Source organism: Anatilimnocola aquadivae, from assembly GCF_049819085.1.
Lineage (GTDB): Bacteria > Planctomycetota > Planctomycetia > Pirellulales > Pirellulaceae > Anatilimnocola.
This window is the reverse complement of sequence record NZ_CP187419.1, coordinates 233,757-257,988: the sequence shown is the minus strand read 5'-3', so window position 1 is coordinate 257,988 and position 24,232 is coordinate 233,757. Positions and strand designations below refer to the sequence as shown.

Here is a 24,232-nt window from a genome sequence, read left to right as displayed (position 1 = left end):
GCCCGCTCGTCAGCGCTCAAGATGCCTCCTGCTACGTCACTTATTCGCTCTCCCGCCGAGGCACGTTGCCATGAAGCTCACTACTGTACTGCTGCTTGCGTTGCTGCTGACTAGCGCAGATCGATTCGCCGGTGCCGAAGAACTTCGCCTGTCTGCGAGCGAGATCTTCTCGCGGGCGACGGTGCAAAACCTGCAACTCGCAAGGGATGGCAAATCGCTCGAGTTGCAGCGAGGCTATTTGATCGAGAACGACGGCAACGCGGCGGGCTACTCGTACAAACCCAACGAAGAGCTCCTGCGACCCGAAATTGCGGCGGTTCAAATTTTGAAAGTGCCGCTTGCTGGCCTTCCGATTCTTCGTCCGCTGGCCAGCGACGATCGGTTCTTGCCGCCGCGTGCTTACTTGTTGGTTGGGCATAGCGGTAAGGCTCTCGTTGGCTCGATCAACGGCCAGCCTGTCGATTTAAGCAGTCCGCAGAAAGCCGGTAACTATTGGAAGAAGTTCGAGATACCGCCCAAGGTCTTGCTCGACGGTGGGAACAAAATCAGTTTGACGGGCGACGGCAAGTTGTGGATCGCCCGCCGCGATGAGCGAAGCTGTGCGAGTCCAGCAGAGCTTTCTCGCCCTCAGCAAAGCTACCAATTGACGAAGGACGTGCCTCCGTTCGAACCCACCAAGCTGGGACCGAAAAACGACATCGAAGGGGAGTACTACGTTCGCCTGTATCTCGATGGATACGCGCCGGCCAGCGAATTGCCAACGTCAGTCATCCGCCTGCCCACGATTGATGTCGCCAATCTCCACGGCAAGAACATCGCTCCGCAACGGGTAAAGATGCGGCGGGTGAGTATCTCGCTCGATGGCGACTTCTCCGAATTGCCTGGCCCGTCGATCACCGTGAGTCACCGCAATCGCGATGCAGATAACACAGCTCCCCAACCCAGCTTTTCTCAGTTGGGCACAGTCTTCAACTTGGCTGAAGACAGCCTGGCGCGGCATCTCGATATCGAGATCGCGATGCCGCCGATCAGTCCCGACAAGTCGTCCCGGCTGAGAGGAATTCAAATCATTGCTGAAGTCGAAACAATTGATACCTGGACGGACAAGATCAAACTCCTTACTCGGCACAATCCGTCGCTTCCCGAGCGGTATTCTCCTTTTCCCTTCGAATCGCTCGACCACCCTCGCCTCCAGCAACTCCGTCAGCAGTATCAGCTCGACGATGTGGTGAAGGGTTGCCAGACCGATCTGGAGCGGATGGCGAAGCTGGCGGTGTGGAGTTCACAACTCTGGACGAAGGGGCATTTGAGCGAGGCATATCCCAAGTGGGATGCGCTGGAGATTTTGCAGAAGCACGCCGATGGCACGCCCGTGGGTGGGTTTTGCCAGCAGTACAACCTGGTGTTTCTGCAGGCCTGCGAAAGCCTCGGCATGCCGGGAAGGTGCGTATCGATTGGCTCGGGCGATCACGGCCTGAAGATTCGCAGTGGGCACGAAGTCGTCGAGATCTGGTCGAACGAACTCAACCAGTGGATCTACGTCGACGGCCAAGCTGCCTGGTACTTCGTCGACCAAGCAACGCGCCGGCCACTGAGCCTGCTTGAACTGCGCGAGCGGCAAGTGGCTCACTTTCAACAACAGCCGTTTCGCGCGGCGGAAGTCGTGGTGCTCGCCAAGAGTCCCTACGAGTGGAGAGGTTTTGGCGAGTTTCCGGCGTTTGCCGAACTGCGGATGATTCCGCACACGCAGTTCCTCGATGGCAAGTTACCCCTGCCGCTCAATCAAGGCATGCGAGGCTGGTTCTGGACCGGCCATCACGTGTGGACCGACGACAAATACCCCGCCTCGATTCTGTATCCCACTCGCATTACGCGCGAGCAGGACTGGAACTTTCCCATCAACCAAACGCACCTGTGGCTGGAGCAACAAGAAAAGCCCGGCGAAGTTAGCGTACGACTGACGCACAACATGCCCAGCTTTGCTCACTTTGTGCTGCAGCTTGATGAGGGCCCCGAGAAGATCCTCAAGGGCTCGGACTTCACGTGGTCACTGCGATCCGGCGAGAACCGCTGGCAAGCTCGCGCGGTCAACAAGTTCGGGCTGCGGGGACCGGCGAGTTGGATCAAGGTTTCTTACCTTCCGTAAGGAACATTTCGCGAACCGGAAGCCCGGGGAGTTCAAGGTTTAAGGTTGGGGAAGCAAGCTCTTCCTGCATTTTAAACCTTGAACCTTGAACTTTAAACCTTGAACTTTAAACCTTAAACTTTGAACTGAGGAAGCCTACAAACTCAGCAGCGCTCGCCGGGGGGCAAAGATGCCGCGGGCTTCCCACGAAAATGAAGATGCGGATGGCGGCGTACTGCTGGGCGCCTCGCTCGCGCGTTCGCTGGCGAGCAACTGCGAGTAAATGGTGCTCGTGGCCAGGTCGTCGCCAACGCTCTTGAGCATTTCTTCGGGCCGATACCAGCGATCGATGCGCGTGCGAAGCTGCTGAGCGGATTCTTGCCAGGCAATTTGCCGGAGCGAAGGTAAGGCTCCTTGATTCACGCAAGCGCTATTCGCGCAGGCACTGGTAACCGCCGCCATCACCTGCGGCAGCAGTTGCTCTAGCAGCCAGTGCCCGCTGGCGAAGACAGGATCGATCCAGGTTTCGCAATCGGGCAGTGTGAGCCAATGATCGGGGCGCTTCTCGGCTAGAGGCTCTTCGTGGACCTGGTGCAAACCGCCGACAAGCTGCGCGGCGATCAATCGCTGCGTGAGCGCTGGGCAAGCGACCAGTGCCTCCTCAAGCTCGCTGCCCGCTGACTGTTCGCCCGTTGATTCCGTAGCGGCCCTCAGTAGGCCGAGGCTACAGAGGCCATCCGCCTGCGGCACGAGCCAAAACACTTCCGCCCCGCGCGTGGTTGCAAACAGCAGCGCCTGGCGATCTTCGCCCGGTAGCAACGTCACTCCGCGGTAGAGTCCGCCGATCGCAGTGCGGGGCGGCGTACCTGCAATGGGAACCAATTGAATCACAACGCTCGCGCGAACCTGCTGTTGGCAACGTGGCGAGCAAATTTCCACACTGCCAGTCTGCTGGCTGGTCACTTCGGCATCGTCGGCCAGTTGCAAATGAGTCACCTGCGGCCGCGAGCTTTGTTCGCGATCGAAGAGCGGCAAAGCCGCGACGGGTTTCTCGCCGGCAGGGGTCGCCAGCGACGCCATCAAACGCCCCATCGTGTTCAGCAGCTGCACGCCACTGAGCAGCGACCTGCGCGGCGAGGCATCGGTGCTGCAGCTGAACCGCGGCTGCAGCCAGGCAGACGCCAAGGGAGAATGGGCGGACTGCAATACCAGCGTGTGCAGGCCGGCTTGGGCAAGAGCAGTGGTGAGGAGGTGAGCAGACGTGCTGCTGCCCAGCACGACACAATCGTAGGCATCGCGGAGCGACGGCGCAGCCATGCGTGGCAACCTTGCGAGCGGTGGGAGTTAGTAAGGCAGATGAAAGAGGCGGGTAATGGTGAACTGTGGCGAGTTCCGTGGCAAATTGCAACTATTTTTTGGGCAAATCTTATCCCCTGAATAGGCATTCAATAAGCGCTCACCGATCAACCCGGGGACCCCTCATTTCGAGTCGCCGGAAGTTTTCTTAGTTGTTAGAATAACGCGACTCGTTTGTTCTCGGCCCAGAGGTTCCCGCGATGACGCTCAGCAATCAAGACAAGCGCGACGCACTATCCAGCCTGCGCATTCGCCGCGAAGATCGCCAGGCAACTCGTTCCGCCGGTAGCGGCTGGCTGGGCCGATTGGTTCTCGGGATCGTAGCCCTGTTGCTGCTCGGGATCGTCGGTTGGTTTGTGCGGCCGATGCTCGGTGATCTCTCGAACCGCGAATGGATTCCCGATGCCGTCCGCTCGCGCCCTGAAGTGCGCGTCACCAAAGTGGTCGTTGAGGTTGGCCGAGCCGCCGATGCGGTCGTCGTCGCCACCGGCTACATCGAGTCGTATCGCCAGGCGAATATCGGCGCTCGGGCCGCCGGACGAATCGAAGCGGTGATGGTCGAAGAAGGCTCTCTCGTCAAAAAGGGCGAGGTGATTGCCGTGCTGGACCATAAGGATGTCGAAGCGGCACTCGCTGGTGCCAAGGCCGCGCTCAAGCGAGCCAAGGCCGAATTGGGCGAGAACGAAGTGGCCATTGCTCGCGCCAAGAACGATCTGGAACGAGCGTCCAAGTTGCAGCAATCGAGCGCGCTCCCTCAATCGGATCACGATACAGCCTACTACCAGCACCGCGCGATGGTCGCCAAGCAAGAGACCCTTGAAGCGGCCATTCTGTCAGCTGAAGCGCGTGTGCAGGAGACGGAACAGTTCAAAGAAAACATGATCGTCCGGGCACCCTTCGACGGCACGGTCATCTCGAAAGATGCCGAAATCGGCGAATCGATTCTGCCAGGCGGCATGGGCGAGGCCTCAGGGCGCGGGTCGGTGGTTACCGTCGCCGATCTCAAGCGACTCGAAGTCGAATGCGATGTGAAAGAAGACTACATCAGCCGCATTCGCTCGGGCTCGCCTTGCGAAGTGGCGGTCGAAGCGGTTCCCGATCGTCGCTATGCCGCCAAGGTGCGAAAAGTGATCCCCATGGGCGATCGCGCGCGAGCGACCATCAAGGTGAAGGTCGAAATTTTGGACGCCGACGAAAGGCTGTTTCCCGACATGAGCGCGACCGTCTATTTTCTGCCTGAAGCAACGGACAAAGATGCCGAGTCGGGCAAGAAGCGGATCTTTTGCGATAGCGGCGCCGTCGTTACGGGGGATGGCAAATCGACTTCGGTCTGGACGCTCGACGATCGTTCGCGAGCGAGGCTGGTTGAGATCACGGTGGGCGGCGATAAAGATGGCCGCACGGAAATACTTTCTGGCCTCGCTGGTGGTGAGCGCGTGATTGTGCGACCACCAGAAGGCTTGCAGGACGGCAGCGTGGTCAAGTTACGCGAATAACACGCGGCGCGCATTCAGTCGTTCCGATTTACTTGCTCACGGAGATGCTTGTGGCTGATTCCCTGGTTGTCGTTCGCGATCTGTACAAAGAGTTTCGTCGCGAGAAGATTCAGATCCCCGTGCTGCAAGGGCTGAATCTGGAGATCGCGAAGGGTGAATACTTGTCGCTGATGGGCCCTTCGGGCTCGGGCAAGACCACGCTGCTGAATCTGATCGCTGGCCTCGATAAACCCACGACCGGCACGATTACCGTCGAGGGGGAGAATCTGGGGCAGATGTCAGAAGGGGCGCTCGCCAACTGGCGTTCGCACCACGTGGGCTTCATTTTCCAGCTTTACAATTTGATTCCCGTTTTGAATGCTTACGAAAACGTGGAACTGCCACTCACACTCACCAAGCTCTCGCGCAAGGAGCGTGACGAGCACGTGAAAGCAGCCTTGGAAGTGGTGGGCCTGTCCGATCGCATGGATCACTTTCCGCGGCAACTCTCGGGTGGTCAGGAACAGCGAGTTTCGATTGCGCGGGCCATTGTGACCGATCCGACACTCATCGTCGCGGACGAACCGACGGGCGATCTCGATGCCAAATCGGCGGCCGAAATTCTCGACTTGCTCGATCGGCTGCATCGCGAGTTTCAGAAAACCATCATCATGGTGACGCACGATCCGCATGCCGCTCAGCGCGCCAGCCGGCAGTTGCATCTGGAAAAAGGCCTGCTCGTCAGCGACGTGGCCATGGCCGGGAGGGCGTAATGCATACACTCAAATACATCTGGCGCAACGTCACGCGGCATTGGCTCCGTTCCGCGCTCACGATTCTCTCGATCGCTTTCAGCCTGGCATTCATGACGGTGCTGCATGGCTACAAGGCGATGCAGGATACCTGGGCCAATTCGGCGACCGAGAATCGCGTCGTGGTGCTGAATATTCAGGGCTTTGCCGGAAAATTGCCGATCGCGCATGTCGAAAAGATTGGCAGATTGAACAACGTCGTTGCTGCGGTTCCCTATGCCTGGTACGGCGGCAGGTATCAGAACAAGATGGCTGAGTTTGCGCAATTCGGCACGAATGCCGAGGACGTCTTTAAGGTTTGGAGCGAATTCAGCGTCGATCCCGAGCAGCACCAGGCATGGATCAATGACCCGCAAGGCGTGATGGTTGACCACGACCTGGCCAAACGCATGAAATGGGAAATCGGCGACAAGTTGCCATTGCAGGGAACGATCTATCAGTTCGATCTCGAATTGCGAGTCAGCGGCTACTTCAAATTCCACAAAGGCCCGACGAACACGATTCTCTATCACTGGAAATACCTCGACGAAGGCCTGAGGAATATGAAGGCTCGCGGCGATGGCAATGCCGGATGCATCTTCGTGAAGACGAAGACTGCGGACGACATGCCCGCGGTGATGGAGTCGATCGACAAGGCCTTCGCAAACTCCGATTTTCCCACGATGACGCAAACCGAAGGTGCGTTTGCCAAGATGTTCGCCGACATGATGGGCAACCTGCAGTTGTTCGTCTTGATGATCGGCTGTGCGGTAGTTTTGTCGCTCACACTTGTCGCTGGAAATGGCATGGCGCTTTCGATGCGCGAGCGAACGACGGAAATCGCGGTGCTGAAGGCGATCGGATTTCGGCCGAAGCGAATTCTACAGTTGGTTTTGGGCGAAGCGTGTCTCATCGCCATTACCGGTGGCATCCTCGGCATCGCAATGGGCTGTGGCTTGTGGCAAAGCTTGTACAATCTCAATCCGGCACTCTTTCCGCTGCCAATCTCGCAATTTGCCGGGCCTTGGATGTTGGTTCTGCTCGGCGTGGCTGTAGGAGTTGGGTTTGTCAGTGGAATTGGCCCGGCAATTCGAGCAGCCAATCTGTCAGTAATTGATGGCTTGCGGCGCGTGATTTAGCGAAGGACGAAGATGCTCATTCCGCTTAAGTACAACTTGCGAAACCTGCGCGTCCGCTGGATGACCACGATTACCACTGCGTTCGCCATCGGCATGGTCGTGTGGGCGATGGTTCTCGTGTTCGGTTTGAACGATGGCATTGAGTACGCGCTGCGCATCAGCGGTCAACCGCTCGACCTGGTCATCCTGCGCAAAGGGGCCGATTCGGAAACCTCCAGCACGATCGCGGAAGCAACAGCTGGCGAATTGGCGACGCTGGTCGGCGTGGCGCGAAACGCAGAAAACAAGCCGCTCGCTGCGGCAGAACTGGTGACTATTTTAAACAAGTCGCGGCGCGGCAATGGCGGCAAGACCAATGTGATCGTCCGCGGAGTCGAGGCAATCAGCCGCGAGCTGCGCCCCGATTTTCAAATCGTCGCGGGCCGCGATTTGAAACCTGGCTTGAACGAAATCATCACTAGTCGCAGCATGGGTCAAAGGTTTGAAGGTCTCGCCATCGGCGAAAAGTTCAAGATTAATAAGTCCGACTTTCAAGTCGTTGGCTTTTTCGAAGCTGGAGGCAGCTCGGCCGAGTCCGAAGTCTGGACCGATATTCGCGACCTCTCCAGCGCGCGTCGCGCCGATGAAGGAATTTCATCAATGTGCATGCGAGCCACCGACAAAGAAATGCGTGACAAGCTGATCAAGTCAATCAGTGAGGATGAGCGTTTTAATCTGAAGGCCGTCGACGAAGAATCCTTCTTTGCGGAACAGTTGCAGGCGGCAGTGCTGTTCAAATTCGTGGTGCTGCTGATCACCGTGTTCCTCACGTTTGGCGCGATGTTCGCGGCCGCCAACACGATGTTCGCCGCCGTGGCTGGCCGGAGTCGCGAGATCGGCACCTTGCGAGCGATGGGATTTCATCGCAGTGCGATTCTCATTTCGTTTCTACTTGAGTCCGTGCTGATCTGTGTGTTGGGCGGGCTTCTCGGCTGTCTGGCCACACTTCCCTTCAATGGAATTACGACGGGAACAGCGAACATGGCAACCTTTAGCGAGATGAACTTCTCGTTTCGCTTTGGGCCATGGGTGCTGCTGCGCGGGGTGCTGATGGCCGCGCTGATGGGAATCTTTGGCGGCATTCTGCCCGCCGTGCGAGCCGTGCGACTGAACATTGTGAACGCCCTGCGCGAAACATAGTGTCAGCACTGAATTTTGTCCTGTTTGGCGTTTGACAAAGAATCACGCGTCGAGCAGATTTCAGTTGGTTTCGTGCGCAAGTCAAACTGCCGTGTTGGCGACTGCCTAGTAAGCAATACGCCCGCCAGGGTGGCCGCCGTTTGGCACAGCCAAACGCTGTGACGTGTGAACGAGACAGAATTTCGTTTCATCGACTGAGATGGGCCGCGCCTGGTGTTGAACCGTCCCAGGGTTCTGCTGCGCGTTCACGAGGAGCGGGTCCGGTTGCTCGCGCAGACGCAGCGGGCTACGGGAGGTCGGAGACCAAATTGTGGTTAGCGAGGAGTGGTCAGCGGTTGTCAGTTCAGCCCCTCATCTCAATCCTTTCCCCCAACTGCCGAGGCAAGAGTGCGAAGATGGGCAAAGATAACAATTGGTTATCAGTAAATCGTCAAAAAACCGATAGTATTTACTGCAACACGTTGAAGGACAACGGGTTCGGGAAAATGGTTATCACGAAAAAATTGACGAAAAGGTTATCAAAAATGGTTATCAGAGAGCACCGAGGAATGGAAAGGCGACCGGCTTCCTAGCTCACGGCCGGCTCGTCATTCAGCTTGCTTCGAGCGTCTGCGGTCGATTAGGATTGGTTGATGCGTGCTGGCGGCGATCCGCAAGGATGAAGCGAGGTCAGTGCGTCCCACCATTCCTGCCCGCCTTAACCTCCTCCCTTGAGGCACCCGGATGCGACTAGCTGCCGCGATTCTATCGGCTGCGAGCATGCTGCTCAGCGGGCTTGTCGTTGCTACAGCGGCGGAACCAACGCCGGTCGTCAGCACGATCCAGGTCGATCCTGCGCAGGTTTCGCTCGTCGGTGCGAGTGCCACGTGGCAACTGCTGGTAAGTGGTGAGCCAGGTAATAAGCAGTCTCTCGATGTGACGCACACAGCCAGCTATCGATCGCGCGATCCCCAGATTGCCGAGGTAAGTGCCGGTGGCATTGTTACGGCGAAAGGGAATGGCCAAACGACGATTGAGATCTCGGCCGGCGAGATCAAAACCGAAGTCTCGGTGACGGTCAGCAACGCCGATGAACATCGTGCATTGAACTTCGAAAACGACATCGTGCCGATTCTTGGCAAGTTCGCTTGCAACGCGTCAGGCTGTCACGGCAAAGCGGAAGGGCAGAATGGCTTTAAGCTGTCGGTGTTTGGGTTTGATCCACCGGCCGACTATCGCGCGCTGACGCAAGAGTCGCGCGGCAGACGCGTGTTTCCCGCCGCTCCCGAGCGGAGCTTGCTGCTACGCAAGGCGAGTGGCGGCGCTCCGCACGGTGGCGGCGTGCGGATCACGCCCGATCGGCCCGAGTACGAAACGCTGCGTCGCTGGATTGCTGAAGGCTTGCCGCAGGGTTCAGCCGCCGATCCCACGGTAAAGAAAATCGAGCTTATGCCACACGAGCGGCAACTAACACTTGGTCAAACGCAACAGCTGCGCGTCGTTGCCGAAATGAGCGATGGCCAGAAAGTCGATGTCACGCGGCTCGCGCGGTTTCAATCGAATCACGATGTGCTCGCTTCGGTCACCGAAGAAGGGCTGGTAACAGCCGGGCAGAATCCGGGCGTGGTGGCGATCATGGCCAGCTTTATGGGGCAGGTCGACGTGCTGCACGTGATTGTCCCGCGACCGGAAGCAGTGCCTGACTATCCGCAGATTGCCGGGCATAATTTTATCGACGGCCACGTCTATCGCCGACTGCAACAACTGAACATCGTGCCCGCAGAGATCTGCACCGATGCCGACTTTCTGCGGCGTGTGCAACTCGATCTGATCGGCACGTTGCCGACCGCCGAAGAGACTCGCAGGTTCCTGAACGACTCGCGCAGTAACCGGCGAGATTTGCTGGTCGACGCGCTGCTGCAGCGGCCCGAGTTCGCCGCTTACTGGGCACTCAAGTGGTCGGACCTGTTGCGAGTCGATCGCCTGGCGCTCGGTCACAAAGCGGCCTACGAGCAGTATCGTTGGATTCGCACTTCTCTTGCACTGAACATGCCGCTCGATCAATTCGCCCGCGCGGTGGTGACGGCTGAAGGTCCGCTGAGCGAGAACCCGCAAGGCTATCTGTTCAAAGCCGTGCCGCAGCCTGGACCGGCGGCGAGTGCCGTTTCGCAGGTCTTTTTGGGCGTGCGAATTGAATGTGCCCAGTGCCATCATCATCCGTACGATCGCTGGAGCCAGACTGACTACGTCGGCATGACCGCCTACTTCACGCAGTTGCAACGGAAGACGACGCCGTTTGGCGAAGTGCTCGTCGCGACCGGCGATCCCGTTTCGAAGCATCCCCGCACGAGCGCCGTGATCACTGCCCATCCGTTGGGCGAGCAAATGCCGGAGAAGAACGTCGCCGGCGATCGCCGCGCGGAACTGGCTGCCTGGATGACGTCCCCGAGCAATCCATTCTTCACCAAGAACATCGCCAACCGTGTGTGGGCCCACATGCTCGGCCGCGGACTGGTCGAGCCTGTCGATGATGTGCGCGCGACAAACCCGCCGAGCAATCCGGAATTGCTTACGGGCCTCGCGCAGCATTTGATTGAGTCGAAGTACGATCTCAAGTCTTTGCTGAAAACGATCGCTCTTTCGCGGACTTATCAGCAATCGACCACGACGAATCCCACCAACGCCCGCGACGAACAAAACTACTCGCGCGCTCTGCTCAAGCGACTGGATGCCGAAGTGCTGCTCGACGCGCTCTGCCAGGCGACGGGAGTGCCCGAGCGATACGAAGGTGCGCAGGCCAATACCCGCGCGATCGAACTCTGGGATAGTCAGGTCGATCACTACTTTCTCAAGCTGTTCGGCCGGCCCGTTCGCGTGACAGCTTGCGACTGCGAACGAGTCAGCGAACCGAGCGTCGCGCAGGTACTCCATCTACTTAACTCTCAGCGAGTTCAAGAAAAGCTTTCGCACGAGGGTGGCGCTGTTGCTCGTCTCGTGAAAGAGCAATCGAGTGACCAGAACCTGACGGAAGAACTTTACCTGACGATCTTCTCTCGCCAACCTACGGCGGACGAGACGAAAACCGCTGTCGCCTATCTGCAAACCGCCGGCAAAGCAGGCCCCGCCGCGCGGCGGACTGCAGCCGAAGACTTGGCCTGGACAATGCTGAACTCGCTAGAGTTTGTGTTCAATCATTAGCACTTCCCGCGAGTACCGCCGGTCGGAATCACACACCAGAAACGAGCCCCATATGACCAACCGCAAATTCTGTGATGGACTACAGCGGCGCGATCTGCTCAAGGTCGGGCTCACCGGCCTGTTTGGCAGCGGACTGTCGCTGGAGAACATGCTACGGGCCGAGAACATCGGCGCGGCGGCCAACGATCGCGGGCTGAGTGTGATCTATGTGTTCCTGAAGGGCGGGCTCAGCACCATCGACACGGTCGATATGAAGCCGAGTGCGCCGGCTGAGTTTCGCGGCGACTTCAGCCCCGCCAGCACCAATGTTCCCGGTGTGCAGATTTGTGATCTGTTGCCGAAGATGGCCCAGCAGATGGACAAGATTGCCCTGCTACGCGGCTTTGGTCACAAGAACAGCGACCACGGACCTGCTGACCACTACATGCTCACCGGCTATTTTCCCCAGGCTGGTTTCAACCCGAGTCTGTCCCCCAATAATCAGCGCCCCTCGCTCGGTTCGATCATCGCCAAGAAGCTCGGCCCGCAAAATGGCTCCGCCCGCGCAGCGAGCCCCGTGCCAACGTACGTCTGCTTGCCGCAGACACACAACAGCGCGGGTGCTTCTTATCTGGGAGCGACATGCGCTCCACTCTCCGTCGATGCCGATCCTGCTGCGCCAGACTTTTCGGTCCCCGATTTGGCCCCGCCCCTCACGCTTTCGGCCGATCGACTGAATTCGCGTCAGGCGCTCCTCGCCAAGGTCGACAAGTTTCAACGCACGACTGAACTCGAAGCCAACAGCCGGGCGAAGACCGTTGATGTCTTTCGCCAGAAGGCCTTTGATTTGATCGTCTCGCCGGAAGCGAAGCAGGCGTTCAATCTGCATGCCGAGAACGACAAGCTGCGCGACGAGTACGGCCGCAACACGCTCGGACAATCGTGCTTGATGGCCCGTCGTTTGGTTGGCGCGGGCGTACGCTGCGTAACGATCGAGCACAGCAACTGGGACACACACGACGGCAATTTCGCCACCCTCAAGCGTGACTTGCTGCCGCTGATGGACCCGGCCATCTCCACGCTCTTTCGCGATTTGAGCGATCGGGGGATGCTCGAAAAGACACTCGTTGTCGTTACGGGTGAGTTCGGTCGCACACCACGCATCAATAAGAACGCCGGTCGCGATCACTGGGGGCCTAGCTTCACCGTGATGCTTGGCGGTGGTGGCGTGAAGGGTGGCCGCGTCATCGGCACCAGCGATGAGCGTGCCGAGCGGCCGACCGACCAGCCTCATGGCCCCGAAGATCTCTTCGCCACGATGACGCACCTGCTCGGCATCGATCCGCAGCAAGAGTTTCTCACTGCCGAAGGACGCCCGATCAAGATCGTCAACGATGGCAAGATCATCCGCTCGCTGCTGTAATTCAAGCAGCGCGGCGGCTCTAAGACCCCGCGCGCTTTTCCGCCGCGAGCGGGGCGAGGAACTTGAAGAGCTCCTTGGTGGCCGCGTCGTCGGGCAAACCTAAGTCGGCGTTGAGCTTGTTGTGAGTCGATTCCTTGTCGCCAAACACGGTCACGGGAATCTCGGCCTTCTCCAGCACCACGCCGAGTCGCCGGGCCTGCGCGGTGACGTCGGGGTGACCCGCGACATGTAGGATCAAGAACGGCGGAATGCCCTTGTTCTTGGCAACGTGAGTCACTGCCGAAAAATCGACGTGCTTTTTGGGATCGTTGCCAAACTTCATCCGATGACCAAACTCCGGCAGTGGGAAGCCGTGCACTGCCTGGCGAATCTCGGCCGTCGTAATCATGGCCGGTATGTCGTAGGTATCGCCGTCCACCGGCACGCACCCCTTGAGGGCCCGCAGCGGAACGCCTTCGGCTTTAAGATAGCGGTCGTCGATGCAAATCAAAGCAGCCAGTTGAGCGCCGGCCGAATGTCCCATGACGAAGATTCGCACGGGGTCGCCACCGTACTCGGCAATGTGCTTGTGAACCCAGCCCAGCGACTTGGCGACATCTTCCGTCAGCACTTTCATGTCCACGTGCGGCAGCAAGCGATAGTTCGTCGCAACAAACACAAAGCCCTTCTCGGTAAACACGCGCGGCTTGATCTGCACGTCCGACTTATCGCCCACTTGCCAGCCACCACCATGAATCCAAAACACCACGGGCAGGTTCTTGGCTTCGGCCGGCGAGTGGATATCGAGAACCTGGCGCTCGTGGGCCGGGCTCGCGTAGGGGATGTTGCTTTTGAGAGTCTGGGCTTGGGCCACAGAAGCGAGCAGCAGGCAAATCAGCAGCGTTTTCATGGGCGGGAAACTCCAAGCAGGGGCGGGAAGAGCGAGGGGATTACTGAGTCGACGGCATCAGGGCTTGAGCAACTCGGCGGGTTTGAGGACGGCTGGCGAAATGCGAATCTGGCGAATGGCACCGGCGAACCAATGAACCTGGTTGAAGCGAACGCCAATCGAAGTCTGGCCCGCGGCGAGTGGCACGAGTTTCAGGTCCGCACTCAGTTCCTGCTGGCCGTTCACGTAGTGTTTCATGGTCGTGCCATCGACCACCATTGCCGCGGCGTACCAAGCATCGAGCGGATGCAAAAACTTGTCGGCGTACAGGGTCAGCTTGCCCCCGCTCGTTTGCAGGTAGGTGTCGAGAAACCACTGACCATCCGTCGTGAGACGAGTTTCGAAGAGCCCGCGATCTTCCACACTATCGGGCTGGAAGTGCAAGAACCGCTGCTCCTTGGGACCGCCCGCAGCTGGACGAAAGACAACCTCCGCGGTGAACTGCTCGAGCCCCGCCAGCGGATTCGCGGCGACGAACAGGCCGTCGTCTTTACCGTCGAACTCAATGGCCTTCCCTCCGCCGACATCAATGACACGCGGTTCACCAACGACCGTGACCTTGTGGCCGCCGATCAATTTCAGATTGTCGATCTCCCAAACTGTGACCTTTTTGCTCGTCGTCGCTGGCTCTGCCCCCACGAGACTTGTGTGGCAAAGTGCAACTACCAGCAACGCTTGGACGATGAACAGCGTGCGCATGATGGACCTCGGGAAAGAACTCACTTCAGGAGATGCTTACCACTTCGCGCCGACCGGTTTTGCACCGGCGATCTTCATCCGCACGCTATAAAGCGAGGTCTTGGCGGTGATGAACAAGGTTTTCATGTCTTCGCCGCCGAAGGTGCAATTGGCAGGACCTTCTGGCACGTCGATCGCTTCGAGCAGTTTGCCGTCGGCGTCGTGCACGTGGATCTTGCCACCGTGCGTGGTATACAGATTCCCCTTCACATCGACGGCCATACCATCGCTGCCATGTTCGATCGTGAACAGCAGTTTGCCGAGTTCGCCGTTCTTGCTCACTTCGTAGCAACGAATGCCGGCGGACTTTTTGTGAAACTCTGGATCGGGATGTTTGGGATGACCGCCGGTATCGGCAATGTAGAGGCGGCTTTCATCAGGCGAAAAGTTGATGCCGTTGGGCATCGGCAGGTCCTTCACCACCGGTTCGACCTTGCCTGTGGCCGGATCGAGCCGAAAGACCCAGTGACCGGGAATCTCGCCTTTGCCGGTCAATCCCCAAGCGGGATCGGTGAACCACAGCGAGCCATCGGAGCGAACGGCCACATCGTTGGGCGAGTTGAACCGCTGGCCATCGTACTTATCGGCCAGCACCTTGAGGGTGCCATCGGCTTCGGTGCGCACGAGATTGCGTCCCGCGTGTTGGCAAGAGACCAAGCGACCCTCGAGATCGAGAATGTTGCCGTTCGATTGCTCGCTAACGCGAAACACCGAAAGGCCGTCTTTCTCGTTCCACTGCATCAGCTTGCTGTTGGGAATGTCGGAGAAGACGAGCGTCTTCTTCGCGGGAATCCAAGCGGGCCCTTCAGTGAACTTCATGTCACCCGCGAGCTTGGTCACCTTCTCACCGGGCGCGACGAGCGAATCTGCGGCAGGGGAACTGACAACAAAACCGAGCAAGGCGAGCAGCAGGCCGCCCGCCAGACAAAAAGTTTTCAGCATGGGTTGGCTCCTGGGAGTTTGAGTGGCAGGCCCGATTGTAGGTCGCCACGCGGGTGCCTTACAGAGCGCAATCCGCACATTGCGTCCCCCATGGGTATGATGAAGGCATGATCAAGCACACTCTCGGCCGGACCGGATTACAAGTAACTTCGCTCGGCTATGGCAGCATGGGACTGCGGGGGCCGAAGACCTGGGGCGTGCGCGTGGTGAGCGAAGCAGCGGCCGAAGCGATGCTGCACCAGGTGCTCGATAGCGGCATCAACTTCATCGATACGGCCCCCGACTATGGCCTGAGCGAAGAGCGGATCGGCAAGTACTTGGGTGCTCGCCGCGCTGAGTTTCTGCTCGCGACCAAGTGTGGCTGTGTCTACACGCAGCACGACGATCACTTGGAAATCGATCACGTTTGGGAAGCGCCCGTGATCCAGCGAAATCTGGAAACCAGCCTACAGAGATTGCGGACCGATTATCTCGATGTGCTGCAGTTTCATGGCGGCGATGCAGAGTCGCTACAGCGAGCCGGCCTGATCGACTTGCTGCAAAGCTTTCGGCGGGCTGGCAAGGTGCGCTTCATCGGCGCGTCGAGTTCGCTCCCAAACTTACCCGGCCTGATTGCGCTCGGCGTATTCGATACTTTTCAAGTTCCCTATTCGTGCCTCGCGCCGCAACATCACGACTTGATCTCGCAGGCCGCGGAAACGGGCACGGGGATCATCCTGCGGGGAGGCATCGCCCAGGGTGGACCCGATGCCGAGATCAAGCGCCCGGCACTCGACGAAGTTTGGACGCGCGCGGCGCTCGATGAAGTCTTGCCACCCGAGATGAGCCGAGCTGAACTGATTCTGCGCTACACGTTGGGGCATCCGCATTGCCACACCGCCATCGTGGGAACCTGCAACCCGCAGCACTTGGCAGAAAACCTGGCTGCTGCCGAGCGTGGACCATTGCCCAGCGATCTGCAAGAAACGATTCGGGAGCGAGTGAATCGCGCCCTGAGTAAGATCGTGTGAGTTGTGGTCAAGCTGCTTGGACTACTTCAGCGGAATCGCAAAGTCGCCGCGCACATCGCGCCAGAAGCAGTGAATGTGGTTGGCAATGTTGCCCGCAGCATCGGGCTGGGTGTTCACGAATTCGATGATGAAAGAATCGCCTTGAATGCGATAGTAGTGACCGATGCCAGGCTTATCGGCGCCGGCCCAAGCGAACTTCACCTTGTCGAAGCCGCTCTTCTCGATGTCGGTCAGACGTTCTTTGGCCACTTCGTCGGGCACATTCTTGGCATACGCTTCGATCAGGCGATAGATCGTCTTCTTCTGGGCGTCGTTCAGCTTGCCGACCGCGATCCCAACCGCCTCGTCAACCATCGGCTGAGGTTTGCCGGCGTTACGCACTTCTTCGATCGCCTTTTCGGCAATTACGGCTTCTTTGCGCTGCTCGGCCGAAAGGGACGACAGCAGTTCGAAGGCGAGTTCTTCTTCGGCGGCGAGCACCCGAGTTCCCTTCGCGATGCCGGCGACTTCTTCCTTCATCACGGCCGGGTTGCTGCCGAACATGATGGGGGTCGAAGAGACGACGCGGCCCTTATCGACCACGAAGTTCATCGACGTATGATGCCCTTCGACGCTCAGCCCCCATTTGCTGGTGTCGCTCGGTTCGCCGAAGATCGTGAAGTAGTAACGCTCGGTGTCGCGGATGTTGCCACCCTTCTTGCTCTTCTCGAGTTCCTTCAGCACGCCCTCGAGGGCCATGATCTTGGTCGCTTTGCCGTAGCCGATTTCGCTGAGCGCGCTTTGCAGCAGCGCGTGCGCTGCTTTGCGTTGTGATTCGCTCATTTCCTTGATCTGCAAACCTTTGCGAGTTGGCTTGGGAATGAAGTGCCAATCGAGTCGCTCCGGCGCGTCGTAGCTCATGACGGCCTTGGCCTTTTGTTCGGCATCAAGGGTACCCAGGAATTTCTCGGCCGTGGTGATCATCGCACCACCGGCTCCGCCCACGCGAAAGTAAGCACCAAAGGCGACAGCGCCCAAGGCAACCAGCAGGCACAAGGTAAGAACAACTCGCTTCATCGCAGTAAATCTCCGTGAGAGGGAAGGCCTCAATATACTTGCGCGACTGGCTGCGGTGAATCTCGCCGGACAGGAAAAGAGCCGTTTCGCACTTTGGTGTTTAGGGGACGAAGCACGGCTTCGTCTTACAAGCTAGTGCGAGTGGCCATGCGGGTCGCGATCGTGATGCTTCTGGTCGATGTGTACATGCAACTTGGGTTTGGCTTTAAAGAACTCGTCGTAGGCGGCGTCGCTCATCTTGGCACCATCGAGATAGAGCGATTCCAGGTGCGGAAGCTCGGCGATTGACTTGAGCGAAGCATCACCCAGCGGGATATCGATCAGGTGCAACCAGCGGATGGTCTGGGCCTGGGCAATGTGAGCCACGCCGGCGTCGGTCACCTTGGGACTGCCCAGCCGCAACAGTTCGAGCTGCTTCAAGTTGGTAATCGCAGCCAGTCCCGCATCGGTCAGATCAGCCTGGGGCAGGTTCAGTCGTTGCAGCGACTCGATCGTGCACAGCTGTTGAAAGCCGGCGTCGGTGATGCGCGCCCCGCGCAGTTTCAAGTGCTCCAGTTTGCCGAGCTTCGTCAGGTGGGCAACTCCTGCGTCGGTGACATTGCTCTTGTCGAGCAATAGTTCGCGTAGTGACGATAGCTCTGCCAGTTGCTGCAGCTGCGTGTCGTCGATGGTCGCCTCTGTGATTTCGAGGCGATCGGTCGTGCCGGCCTTTACCGCGACGACTTGCTCGTCCCAAGTCAACTCCGGCGGAGCGCTCGCTTCAGGCTTGGATCCGTTGGACGAACAGCCGGGCAGGGCCAGAGCGACCAGGCAAACGACCAGCGACAGAAAACCGCAATTCCACTGCATTTCGAACCTTGAACCTTCGACGTGAAACTTTGAACTCATGCCGCACACTCTCCGGGCGCTAGTGCTTCCGGCTCAGCGAGGACGGTCCATCATAGTCTCTCTTTGTAACATCCCTTCGTGAAAATGTTGCTTCGGACCGCTGGTGGCAGTAAGAATTGGGCGTCACTCCTTCATTCTTATTACGAGACAGCCAATGCGTCTTCTCCCGGCGTTGCTGATGTTCGCTTGCGTGCTTGGCAGTAACTTGGCCAGGCCAAGTTCACTGCCAGCGGAGGATTTCAAGTCGTTTGACGACGCGATGCGAGCGGCGAGCAAACAGCTGCGTGAGAAGAAATACGCGGAAGCCCAAGAGCCCTTAGAAGCGGCCGTGAAGCTGGCCAAGAATGACGAAGACAAACTGAAGGCCTACCAGGCGCTCGTTCCCGCGTATCGGCTACTGCCGGAAGTCGACAAGATGCTCGAGGCGCAAGAGTTTGTGCTGCGACATGCCGAGTCGCGTTTGACCCGCTCGTTCGCCGGCCGTGATCTGGCAGTATTCTTGCATCAACGGGGCAAATCGGACTGGGCCATCGAACGGTACGAAGCCAAACTTCGAGACGAGCCGTTCGATCCTGCGGCGCTCGGGATTCTCACCGCCATCTTTATGCGTCAAAAGAAAGAAGATCCCAGCACGCCCGAGTTCGAGCGGCGACTCAAAGAGCTCGATCGCAAGTTGGCAACCAAGCTGGCCGAGAAGCTCGAAAAAGAGGCCGCTGCTGCTCCACGCACCGCGGCCTGGAGTTGGAAGGATGCAGCCGCCGCGTGGGTCGAGGCGGGAGATAACGCCAAGGCGCTCGCTGCCGCCCGGCAATCGCTGGCGAAAGGCCCCGAAGAGCGGACGTCGATTCTGGCCTTCTATTGGCGACAAGGGCTCGGCAATGTGTTTCTCAAGTCGGGCGAGCCCAAGGAAGCTATCACGCAGTTCGAAGCAGCACTCGGACTCGCTACCAGCGATTTGCAACGGAAGGATATCGAGAAGCAACTGGCGGAGTTGAAGGCAGCGAAACCGTAGTGGGTTTTATGCCAACGGTTCCTCGCCAGTGACTGCGCGTCGGTATCGCTCGATGGTGAGCGAACTGCAGCGACCGGGATGTACCTGAACCAGCCTGCGCCACTGCGGCACAGGCTGATCGTCGATCATCACGTGTGGCTTCGGTAGGAACGCGACGAAGCAATCTTCGATGCCCAGTTCGCTGGCAACTTCGCTTGCATAGTCGGCGCCGCCAGAACTCCAGCAGTAAAGTTGCGCACCCTCTGCTGCCAGCGCACGAATATGCTCGCGCACGCCGCTGACTGGGATTCGCTTCGATCCAGCGGTGCGGATGAGCGTGTCGTCAACGTCGACATAAATGACGAGGGGAGAAGTCATGGTAGAGATCCGATGAAAGGCAGAGGCTGACGTTGCTCGCTGCACAGACCCCTCACCCCGACCCTCTCCCCGGAGTACCGAGGCGAGGGAGTGAAGAAGGGAGAGCGCTACTCTTTCGCCGGAGCTTTCCACGCTTCGTCGCGGCCGAAGAACATCAGGTGTTGCCAGGGGAGGCCGTCGAACTCTTTGGCCAGTTTGAAGCCGTTGGCGGGAAGCTCCTTCATGATCTGAGCTTTGGTCATCTTGTGTTCGGGTTTGATCGGCACTTCGGGATCTTCGGCCCGATATTCGACGAGGGCGATCAGCCCCTCGGGTGAGAGCGAATCGCGCATCGCGGCGAGCATCTGCTCGGGATGCGAGAACTCGTGATAGACGTCGACGAGCAGAATGAGGTCGATTTTGCCTTGCGGCAAGCGCGGGTTGGTGAACGTGCCAAGGATCGGCGAGAAGTTCTTCACGCCTTGTTTGTCAGCCCGTTGGTTGAGCAGCTTGAGCATCTCGGGCTGAATGTCGACTGCGTACAGGTGGCCTTTGTCGCCGACCATCTTGGCCAGCTGCAACGTATAGAAGCCGTTGCCGCAGCCCATGTCGCAGATGTTCATTCCTCGCTTCACACCCAGGTTGGTGAGCATCAGCGAGCAGCGTTCTTCTTGTTCGCGATTGTCTCGCACCAGCCAAGGAGCACCGGCGTAGTGCATCGTCTGGGCGATCATCCTCCCTTTGTATTCCTTCAGCGCCGGGGGCTGCTTGAAGTTACGCGCTTCCAGCGATTCCTCTTCCTGGGCGGCAAGAAAGGGAGAGCAAATTGCCAAGAGCAAAAGCGCGAACGCGAAACGCATGACAGACTCCGCTGGTTGTCTCTGAGCCGGAAGATGTTGCGACTCTCGCTATATCTTAACCGCGAATCTTCAGCGTGTCCCCTTCGAAGGCAATGTTCAGCGGCTCGATCTCGACGGCGCGGCGAGGTTCGCCGGCGGAGGTCTTTCCTTGTTCGATCACGCCGCCGATCCAAGCCTGCATGTTCAGCTGGCGAGCGATCTCGAGGCAGTTGAGGGCTTCCACCATCGACACATAGACCGCAAAGCCGACGCCCATGTTGAAGGTGCCATACATACCGCTATCGTCCATGCCGGCGTGCTGTTTGATGAAGTCGAAAATCGGCAGCTGCGGGCCGAGCTTGGTGCAGCGATAAATCCAAGGTTCATCGAGCCGCATCAACTTCCGCCAGCCATGGCCGGTAAGGTTCACAGCATACTTGAGCTTGATGCCCGCATCCTGACAGGCCTGAATGAACGGCACATAGATGGCTGTGGGTGCAAGCAGTGCCTGCGCGAAGTTTTGCTCCGCAGTGACCGGTGTGAGATACCCCTGCGGCAAGCGACCGGCCAGATCGCGGCACAGCGTGAGACCGTTGGCATGAATGCCGCTGCTGGCCAGAAAGACCATCGCATCGCCGGCTTGCAGCTGGCCGGTGATTCGCAGATCCTTCGGTTTGATTCGCCCGAGAGCCGAACCAGCGAGCACGATCGTATCGTCGCAGACCAAGTTCTTCAGCGCTGGTGTTTCACCACCGCCCCAGACCGCGCCCGATTGCCGGCAACCTTCGGCAAAGCCTTCCGCCAAGTCACGAGCCCGCGAAGTCTCTTCGAACCAGTTCGCATTGCCCACCGCGGCATGCATGGCTATCGAAATCGGCAGCGCGCCGACGGTGATCAGGTCGTTGACGATGGAGGCGACCGTATCGACGCCAATCGCGTGATAGTGACTTTCGCCGGTCAGCTTGATGAGAGCATCGGCAACGAGGTTTTTTGTCCCCAGCCCCTCTTCGACGTGAGCCAGGTACTCGTCGGGTGTTTCGAGCAGGTACGCGCTCTCGCCGCGAATACCCGCAGGCTCGGTGATGCCGTGCCGGGCCAGCAGACCGGTGGTGGTCGCGGCTGCTCGCTGGCAGTGGCGTTTGAACTCGTCCAAGACGTCGTAGTTGACGCCCGCGGTGTGGTAATCGAGAGGCTTCATAGCCGGCTGATTCTAGCAGTGCGGCGAAGCGTGGGAGAGGGGGAGAGGAGCAGACTCCCCAGCTCAGCTTTGCCGCGATTCTGCTGGAGTCAAGAATTCTCTGTAAGACCCGTGTAAGACCCGGCCGCTTCTCTGGTAATTGTTGATACCTCAAGCGTGGAGATCGCTGCTAGCTGATTCTCTACGCCAGTTGGCTCTGCTAGGTTTAGTCCGCAGGCGGAGCCGTCGAATCGACAAGTTCCTGCTTTATCTTTTGAGGAGTAATGGCATGCGTATCGTATTTGCTTGGTCGGCAGTGATGGGGCTGATTTGGGGACTCGCCAGCGTGGCCACGGCCGAGGTCGTCCCGCTGGATAAGGGTGTGGCAACGATCTCGAACGCCAACTCGAAGATCACGTTCGTCGGCACGCATTCGGGCGATAAGCCAGATCCGCGCACGGGCGGCTTTGGCAAATTCACGGGCCAGGTGAAGGTCGATCCCGCAACCAAGTCGTTGACCGGCATCACCGCCGACATCGATACCAGCTCGCTCTTCACCACGATTCCCAAGCTGACCGATCACCTGAAGAACGCCGACTTCTTCGAGGTGCGCGAGTATCCGAAGGCCAAGTTCGAGTCGACCAAGGTCGTGCCCGGCAAAGATGGCCAGGCCACCGTCACTGGCAAGCTCACCTTGCACGGCGTGACCAAGGAAATCAGCTTTCCCGCGACACTGACCGTTGCTCCCGATGGCATCAGCCTGAAGAGCGAATTCGCCATTCAACGGAGCGAGTTTGGCATGACCTACGGCGCTGGCAAGGTGGATGACAAAGTCTCGATGACGGTGGTCGTCGGCGAAAAGACCGTTGCTCAGTAAGCACGTGGCGTATGACTGACGAGCTTCAATTTGTGTTGTTCTCTGCTGTGATCCCCACGATCACAGCGTTGTTCGTGGCGCTGCCCCTGCTGCGGTTTGCACCCCAGTCCGTAGCGGGGCGCTGCTCGCTGGCGATTGCCACTGCCGGGGCGTTCTTTGTGGGCTATGTGCTGCTGCCGGATTGGGCGCCGCTGGTACCCGCGAGACATTGGCATTGGTTGCCACACCTGGCGATCAGCGGGGCCGTGGTTGGCTGCTTAAGCGTCTTGGTTCCGCTGCCTGCTTGGGGTAAGTACCTGCTGTATTTGCTGCTCGGGTTACTGGGTGCGTCGCAACTCGTGCCGCAATGGGACGATCTAGAGCCCGGCCGCTCGGTGATGATTCCGCTGCTGGCTGCCTATACCGCGCTCGTGAGTTTGTTGCTCGCACTGCTGCCGACTCGCCTGCGAGGCAAGCTGTTCGTAGTCCTGTTGGCGGCTACCGTGATGTGCAGCGTGCCGATCATCGCTGTCGAAGGTTCGCTGATGATGGCGCAAACGGCGTTCTTGCTCGTCCCCTCGCTGATTGGTTGCTGGCTGGCAATGGTCTTGGCCAATCGAGGGAAAGCGCAGGAGCCGCTGAGCGAAGAGTCGCTTGGCCTGGCAACCGCAGGCTTGATTCCTGTCTATGCACTCCTCTCCATAGGCGGTGCTTTTGTTGGTGCTATCGAAGCGACCGAGCGCAATTATGTATTGCTGCTCGTTCCCGCTTCACCGTTGGTGCTATGGCTGTTTGCGTTTGGTCCGCTGGCGCGACTGGTTGGCTGGCCCGCGGTGATCGCAAAGACGATCGCCGTCGCCGTTATTCCACTGGCCATCATCGGCTATGTATTGGCCACCGCTTTGCTGGCTCCGGAAAGTACCGACGAATGGAGTTTGCGGCTGCAGAGCCCCTCTTCGGCAGTGTTCGTCGCAAGCCACTGATGGTATTTTGGTGGCAGTAGCAACGTCGCATTCGCTACCCCTTCGCCAGAAACCGCCGTGTCCCAATCCGCCATGCTTAGCACTGACGCCACCTTCGACGTTCCACCGGAACGTCGACCGAGGCATGTTGCTGTCATCATGGATGGCAATGGCCGGTGGGCTCAGCGGCGCAACCTGCCGCGCATCGAGGGTCACCGTCGTGGCGTCAGCAGCGTGCGACAAACGGTCGAAGAGGCCGCTCGGCTCCACCTCGAACAACTCACGCTCTATTGCCTTAGCAGCGAAAACTGGAAGCGGCCGCAGCGGGAACTCGATTTTCTCATGCACTTGCTCGAGCAGTACATGATCGAAGAGCGAGCGACCATTCTGAAGCAGAACATCGTCGTTTCGATCATTGGTCGCCGCGAAGGAATCCCGCCGGCCACGCTCCGCGAAATGGACGAGACCGTTCGTCTGAGCGCGGCAAACAACGGCACGCGACTATGCCTGGCTATCAACTACGGCAGCCGGATGGAAATCGTCGATGCCACCCGCGCCATTGCCCAGCGCGTGAAGGATGGCCTGTTGCAGGTGGACCAGATCGACGAGCAGACAATCTCCGACCATCTGTACACCAAGGGAATGCCCGATCCCGATTTGCTGATTCGCACCGCGGGCGAAATGCGCATCAGCAATTATCTGTTGTGGCAAATCAGCTATGCCGAGTTGTGGGTGACCGAGCGCTGCTGGCCCGAGTTCGAGATTGCCGACCTGCATCAAGCCCTGCGCGATTTCGCCGGGCGCGATCGCCGCTTCGGTGGGCTCAAGAGCTGAAAGGGTCGGC

The 24,232-nt window shown here is 58.8% G+C and carries 21 protein-coding genes; 12 read left to right on the top strand and 9 right to left on the bottom strand.

The window, feature by feature from the left end:
• Positions 1–70: 70 nt before the first annotated feature.
• Positions 71–2,146 (top strand): transglutaminase-like domain-containing protein, encoded by a 2,076-nt coding sequence (locus NA78x_RS01045; RefSeq protein WP_425616561.1) that lies wholly within the window; start codon positions 71–73, stop codon positions 2,144–2,146.
• A 135-nt stretch (positions 2,147–2,281) separates the two neighbouring features.
• Here the strand turns inward: NA78x_RS01045 and NA78x_RS01040 are convergent, their stop codons facing one another.
• Positions 2,282–3,442 (bottom strand): hypothetical protein, encoded by a 1,161-nt coding sequence (locus tag NA78x_RS01040; RefSeq protein WP_425616560.1) that lies wholly within the window; start codon positions 3,440–3,442, stop codon positions 2,282–2,284.
• Between the two features lie 239 nt (positions 3,443–3,681).
• Between NA78x_RS01040 and NA78x_RS01035 the strand changes: the two genes are divergently transcribed.
• From NA78x_RS01035 to NA78x_RS01010, 6 genes are all read left to right on the top strand, one after another.
• A complete protein-coding gene (locus NA78x_RS01035; protein ID WP_425616559.1) occupies positions 3,682–4,977 on the top strand; it encodes an efflux RND transporter periplasmic adaptor subunit in 1,296 nt (431 codons plus the stop codon).
• 50 nt (positions 4,978–5,027) lie between these two features.
• A complete protein-coding gene (locus NA78x_RS01030) occupies positions 5,028–5,729 on the top strand; it encodes an ABC transporter ATP-binding protein (RefSeq protein WP_425616558.1) in 702 nt (233 codons plus the stop codon).
• A complete protein-coding gene (locus tag NA78x_RS01025; protein ID WP_425616557.1) occupies positions 5,729–6,886 on the top strand; it encodes an ABC transporter permease in 1,158 nt (385 codons plus the stop codon). The genes NA78x_RS01030 and NA78x_RS01025 overlap by 1 nt, the downstream gene beginning before the upstream one ends.
• A 12-nt stretch (positions 6,887–6,898) precedes the next feature.
• The gene (locus NA78x_RS01020) at positions 6,899–8,065 is read left to right on the top strand and encodes an ABC transporter permease (protein WP_425616556.1); all 1,167 of its coding nucleotides are present in this window, start codon (positions 6,899–6,901) and stop codon (positions 8,063–8,065) included.
• 723 nt (positions 8,066–8,788) lie between these two features.
• The gene (locus NA78x_RS01015; protein WP_425616555.1) at positions 8,789–11,242 is read left to right on the top strand and encodes a DUF1553 domain-containing protein; all 2,454 of its coding nucleotides are present in this window, start codon (positions 8,789–8,791) and stop codon (positions 11,240–11,242) included.
• Between the two features lie 52 nt (positions 11,243–11,294).
• On the top strand, positions 11,295–12,644 hold the full coding sequence (locus NA78x_RS01010; RefSeq protein WP_425616554.1) for a DUF1501 domain-containing protein: 1,350 nt from the start codon (positions 11,295–11,297) through the stop codon (positions 12,642–12,644).
• Positions 12,645–12,663: 19 nt separating this feature from the next.
• On the opposite strand, the gene NA78x_RS01005 is transcribed toward NA78x_RS01010, so the two are convergent.
• From NA78x_RS01005 to NA78x_RS00995, 3 genes are read right to left on the bottom strand one after another with little or no spacing between them, the layout of a single operon-like run.
• Complete coding sequence (locus NA78x_RS01005) at positions 12,664–13,533, bottom strand: alpha/beta hydrolase (protein WP_425616553.1); 870 nt, start codon at positions 13,531–13,533, stop codon at positions 12,664–12,666.
• A 57-nt stretch (positions 13,534–13,590) separates the two neighbouring features.
• Positions 13,591–14,271: a LamG domain-containing protein gene (locus NA78x_RS01000; RefSeq protein WP_425616552.1), complete on the bottom strand. Its 681-nt coding sequence runs from the start codon at positions 14,269–14,271 to the stop codon at positions 13,591–13,593.
• Positions 14,272–14,307: 36 nt separating this feature from the next.
• A complete protein-coding gene (locus NA78x_RS00995; RefSeq protein ID WP_425616551.1) occupies positions 14,308–15,252 on the bottom strand; it encodes an SMP-30/gluconolactonase/LRE family protein in 945 nt (314 codons plus the stop codon).
• A gap of 107 nt (positions 15,253–15,359) precedes the next feature.
• Between NA78x_RS00995 and NA78x_RS00990 the strand changes: the two genes are divergently transcribed.
• The gene (locus tag NA78x_RS00990; RefSeq protein ID WP_425616550.1) at positions 15,360–16,262 is read left to right on the top strand and encodes an aldo/keto reductase; all 903 of its coding nucleotides are present in this window, start codon (positions 15,360–15,362) and stop codon (positions 16,260–16,262) included.
• 21 nt (positions 16,263–16,283) lie between these two features.
• Here NA78x_RS00990 and NA78x_RS00985 read toward each other — a convergent pair whose 3' ends face one another.
• Both NA78x_RS00985 and NA78x_RS00980 read right to left on the bottom strand, forming a co-directional pair.
• A complete protein-coding gene (locus tag NA78x_RS00985) occupies positions 16,284–17,318 on the bottom strand; it encodes a DUF3500 domain-containing protein (RefSeq protein ID WP_425616549.1) in 1,035 nt (344 codons plus the stop codon).
• A 132-nt stretch (positions 17,319–17,450) separates the two neighbouring features.
• On the bottom strand, positions 17,451–18,206 hold the full coding sequence (locus tag NA78x_RS00980; RefSeq protein ID WP_425616548.1) for a hypothetical protein: 756 nt from the start codon (positions 18,204–18,206) through the stop codon (positions 17,451–17,453).
• 154 nt (positions 18,207–18,360) lie between these two features.
• Between NA78x_RS00980 and NA78x_RS00975 the strand changes: the two genes are divergently transcribed.
• Positions 18,361–19,218 carry a tetratricopeptide repeat protein gene (locus NA78x_RS00975; RefSeq protein ID WP_425616547.1) on the top strand — a complete coding sequence of 286 codons (858 nt, stop codon included), beginning with the start codon at positions 18,361–18,363 and terminating at the stop codon, positions 19,216–19,218.
• A gap of 6 nt (positions 19,219–19,224) precedes the next feature.
• Here the strand turns inward: NA78x_RS00975 and NA78x_RS00970 are convergent, their stop codons facing one another.
• The 3 genes from NA78x_RS00970 to NA78x_RS00960 all read right to left on the bottom strand — a co-directional run bounded on the left by NA78x_RS00970 (position 19,225) and on the right by NA78x_RS00960 (position 21,591).
• Entirely contained in the window at positions 19,225–19,575 is a 351-nt protein-coding gene (locus NA78x_RS00970) for a hypothetical protein (protein WP_425616546.1), read from the bottom strand.
• A gap of 107 nt (positions 19,576–19,682) precedes the next feature.
• Positions 19,683–20,414, bottom strand: coding sequence for a class I SAM-dependent methyltransferase (locus tag NA78x_RS00965; RefSeq protein ID WP_425616545.1), 732 nt, complete (start codon positions 20,412–20,414; stop codon positions 19,683–19,685).
• A gap of 55 nt (positions 20,415–20,469) precedes the next feature.
• On the bottom strand, positions 20,470–21,591 hold the full coding sequence (locus tag NA78x_RS00960; protein ID WP_425616544.1) for an AIR synthase related protein: 1,122 nt from the start codon (positions 21,589–21,591) through the stop codon (positions 20,470–20,472).
• Between the two features lie 268 nt (positions 21,592–21,859).
• Here NA78x_RS00960 and NA78x_RS00955 point away from each other — a divergent pair, with 268 nt between their 5' ends.
• The 3 genes from NA78x_RS00955 to NA78x_RS00945 all read left to right on the top strand — a co-directional run bounded on the left by NA78x_RS00955 (position 21,860) and on the right by NA78x_RS00945 (position 24,222).
• Entirely contained in the window at positions 21,860–22,447 is a 588-nt protein-coding gene (locus NA78x_RS00955; protein WP_425616543.1) for a YceI family protein, read from the top strand.
• Positions 22,448–22,458: 11 nt separating this feature from the next.
• Positions 22,459–23,409 carry a hypothetical protein gene (locus NA78x_RS00950; RefSeq protein WP_425616542.1) on the top strand — a complete coding sequence of 317 codons (951 nt, stop codon included), beginning with the start codon at positions 22,459–22,461 and terminating at the stop codon, positions 23,407–23,409.
• 72 nt (positions 23,410–23,481) lie between these two features.
• A complete protein-coding gene (locus tag NA78x_RS00945; protein WP_425616541.1) occupies positions 23,482–24,222 on the top strand; it encodes an isoprenyl transferase in 741 nt (246 codons plus the stop codon).
• Positions 24,223–24,232 lie beyond the last annotated feature (10 nt).

Bases quoted from the DNA above. Each gene is read 5' to 3' on its own strand.
- NA78x_RS01045 (WP_425616561.1), top strand. From the start codon at position 71: ATGAAGCTCACTACTGTACTGCTGCTTGCGTTGCTGCTGACTAGCGCA.
- NA78x_RS01040 (WP_425616560.1), bottom strand. From the start codon at position 3,442: ATGGCTGCGCCGTCGCTCCGCGATGCCTACGATTGTGTCGTGCTGGGC.
- NA78x_RS01035 (WP_425616559.1), top strand. From the start codon at position 3,682: ATGACGCTCAGCAATCAAGACAAGCGCGACGCACTATCCAGCCTGCGC.
- NA78x_RS01025 (WP_425616557.1), top strand. From the start codon at position 5,729: ATGCATACACTCAAATACATCTGGCGCAACGTCACGCGGCATTGGCTC.
- NA78x_RS01020 (WP_425616556.1), top strand. From the start codon at position 6,899: ATGCTCATTCCGCTTAAGTACAACTTGCGAAACCTGCGCGTCCGCTGG.
- NA78x_RS01015 (WP_425616555.1), top strand. From the start codon at position 8,789: ATGCGACTAGCTGCCGCGATTCTATCGGCTGCGAGCATGCTGCTCAGC.
- NA78x_RS01010 (WP_425616554.1), top strand. From the start codon at position 11,295: ATGACCAACCGCAAATTCTGTGATGGACTACAGCGGCGCGATCTGCTC.
- NA78x_RS01005 (WP_425616553.1), bottom strand. From the start codon at position 13,533: ATGAAAACGCTGCTGATTTGCCTGCTGCTCGCTTCTGTGGCCCAAGCC.
- NA78x_RS01000 (WP_425616552.1), bottom strand. From the start codon at position 14,271: ATGCGCACGCTGTTCATCGTCCAAGCGTTGCTGGTAGTTGCACTTTGC.
- NA78x_RS00995 (WP_425616551.1), bottom strand. From the start codon at position 15,252: ATGCTGAAAACTTTTTGTCTGGCGGGCGGCCTGCTGCTCGCCTTGCTC.
- NA78x_RS00990 (WP_425616550.1), top strand. From the start codon at position 15,360: ATGATCAAGCACACTCTCGGCCGGACCGGATTACAAGTAACTTCGCTC.
- NA78x_RS00985 (WP_425616549.1), bottom strand. From the start codon at position 17,318: ATGAAGCGAGTTGTTCTTACCTTGTGCCTGCTGGTTGCCTTGGGCGCT.
- NA78x_RS00980 (WP_425616548.1), bottom strand. From the start codon at position 18,206: ATGAGTTCAAAGTTTCACGTCGAAGGTTCAAGGTTCGAAATGCAGTGG.
- NA78x_RS00975 (WP_425616547.1), top strand. From the start codon at position 18,361: ATGCGTCTTCTCCCGGCGTTGCTGATGTTCGCTTGCGTGCTTGGCAGT.
- NA78x_RS00970 (WP_425616546.1), bottom strand. From the start codon at position 19,575: ATGACTTCTCCCCTCGTCATTTATGTCGACGTTGACGACACGCTCATC.
- NA78x_RS00965 (WP_425616545.1), bottom strand. From the start codon at position 20,414: ATGCGTTTCGCGTTCGCGCTTTTGCTCTTGGCAATTTGCTCTCCCTTT.
- NA78x_RS00960 (WP_425616544.1), bottom strand. From the start codon at position 21,591: ATGAAGCCTCTCGATTACCACACCGCGGGCGTCAACTACGACGTCTTG.
- NA78x_RS00955 (WP_425616543.1), top strand. From the start codon at position 21,860: ATGCGTATCGTATTTGCTTGGTCGGCAGTGATGGGGCTGATTTGGGGA.
- NA78x_RS00950 (WP_425616542.1), top strand. From the start codon at position 22,459: ATGACTGACGAGCTTCAATTTGTGTTGTTCTCTGCTGTGATCCCCACG.
- NA78x_RS00945 (WP_425616541.1), top strand. From the start codon at position 23,482: ATGCTTAGCACTGACGCCACCTTCGACGTTCCACCGGAACGTCGACCG.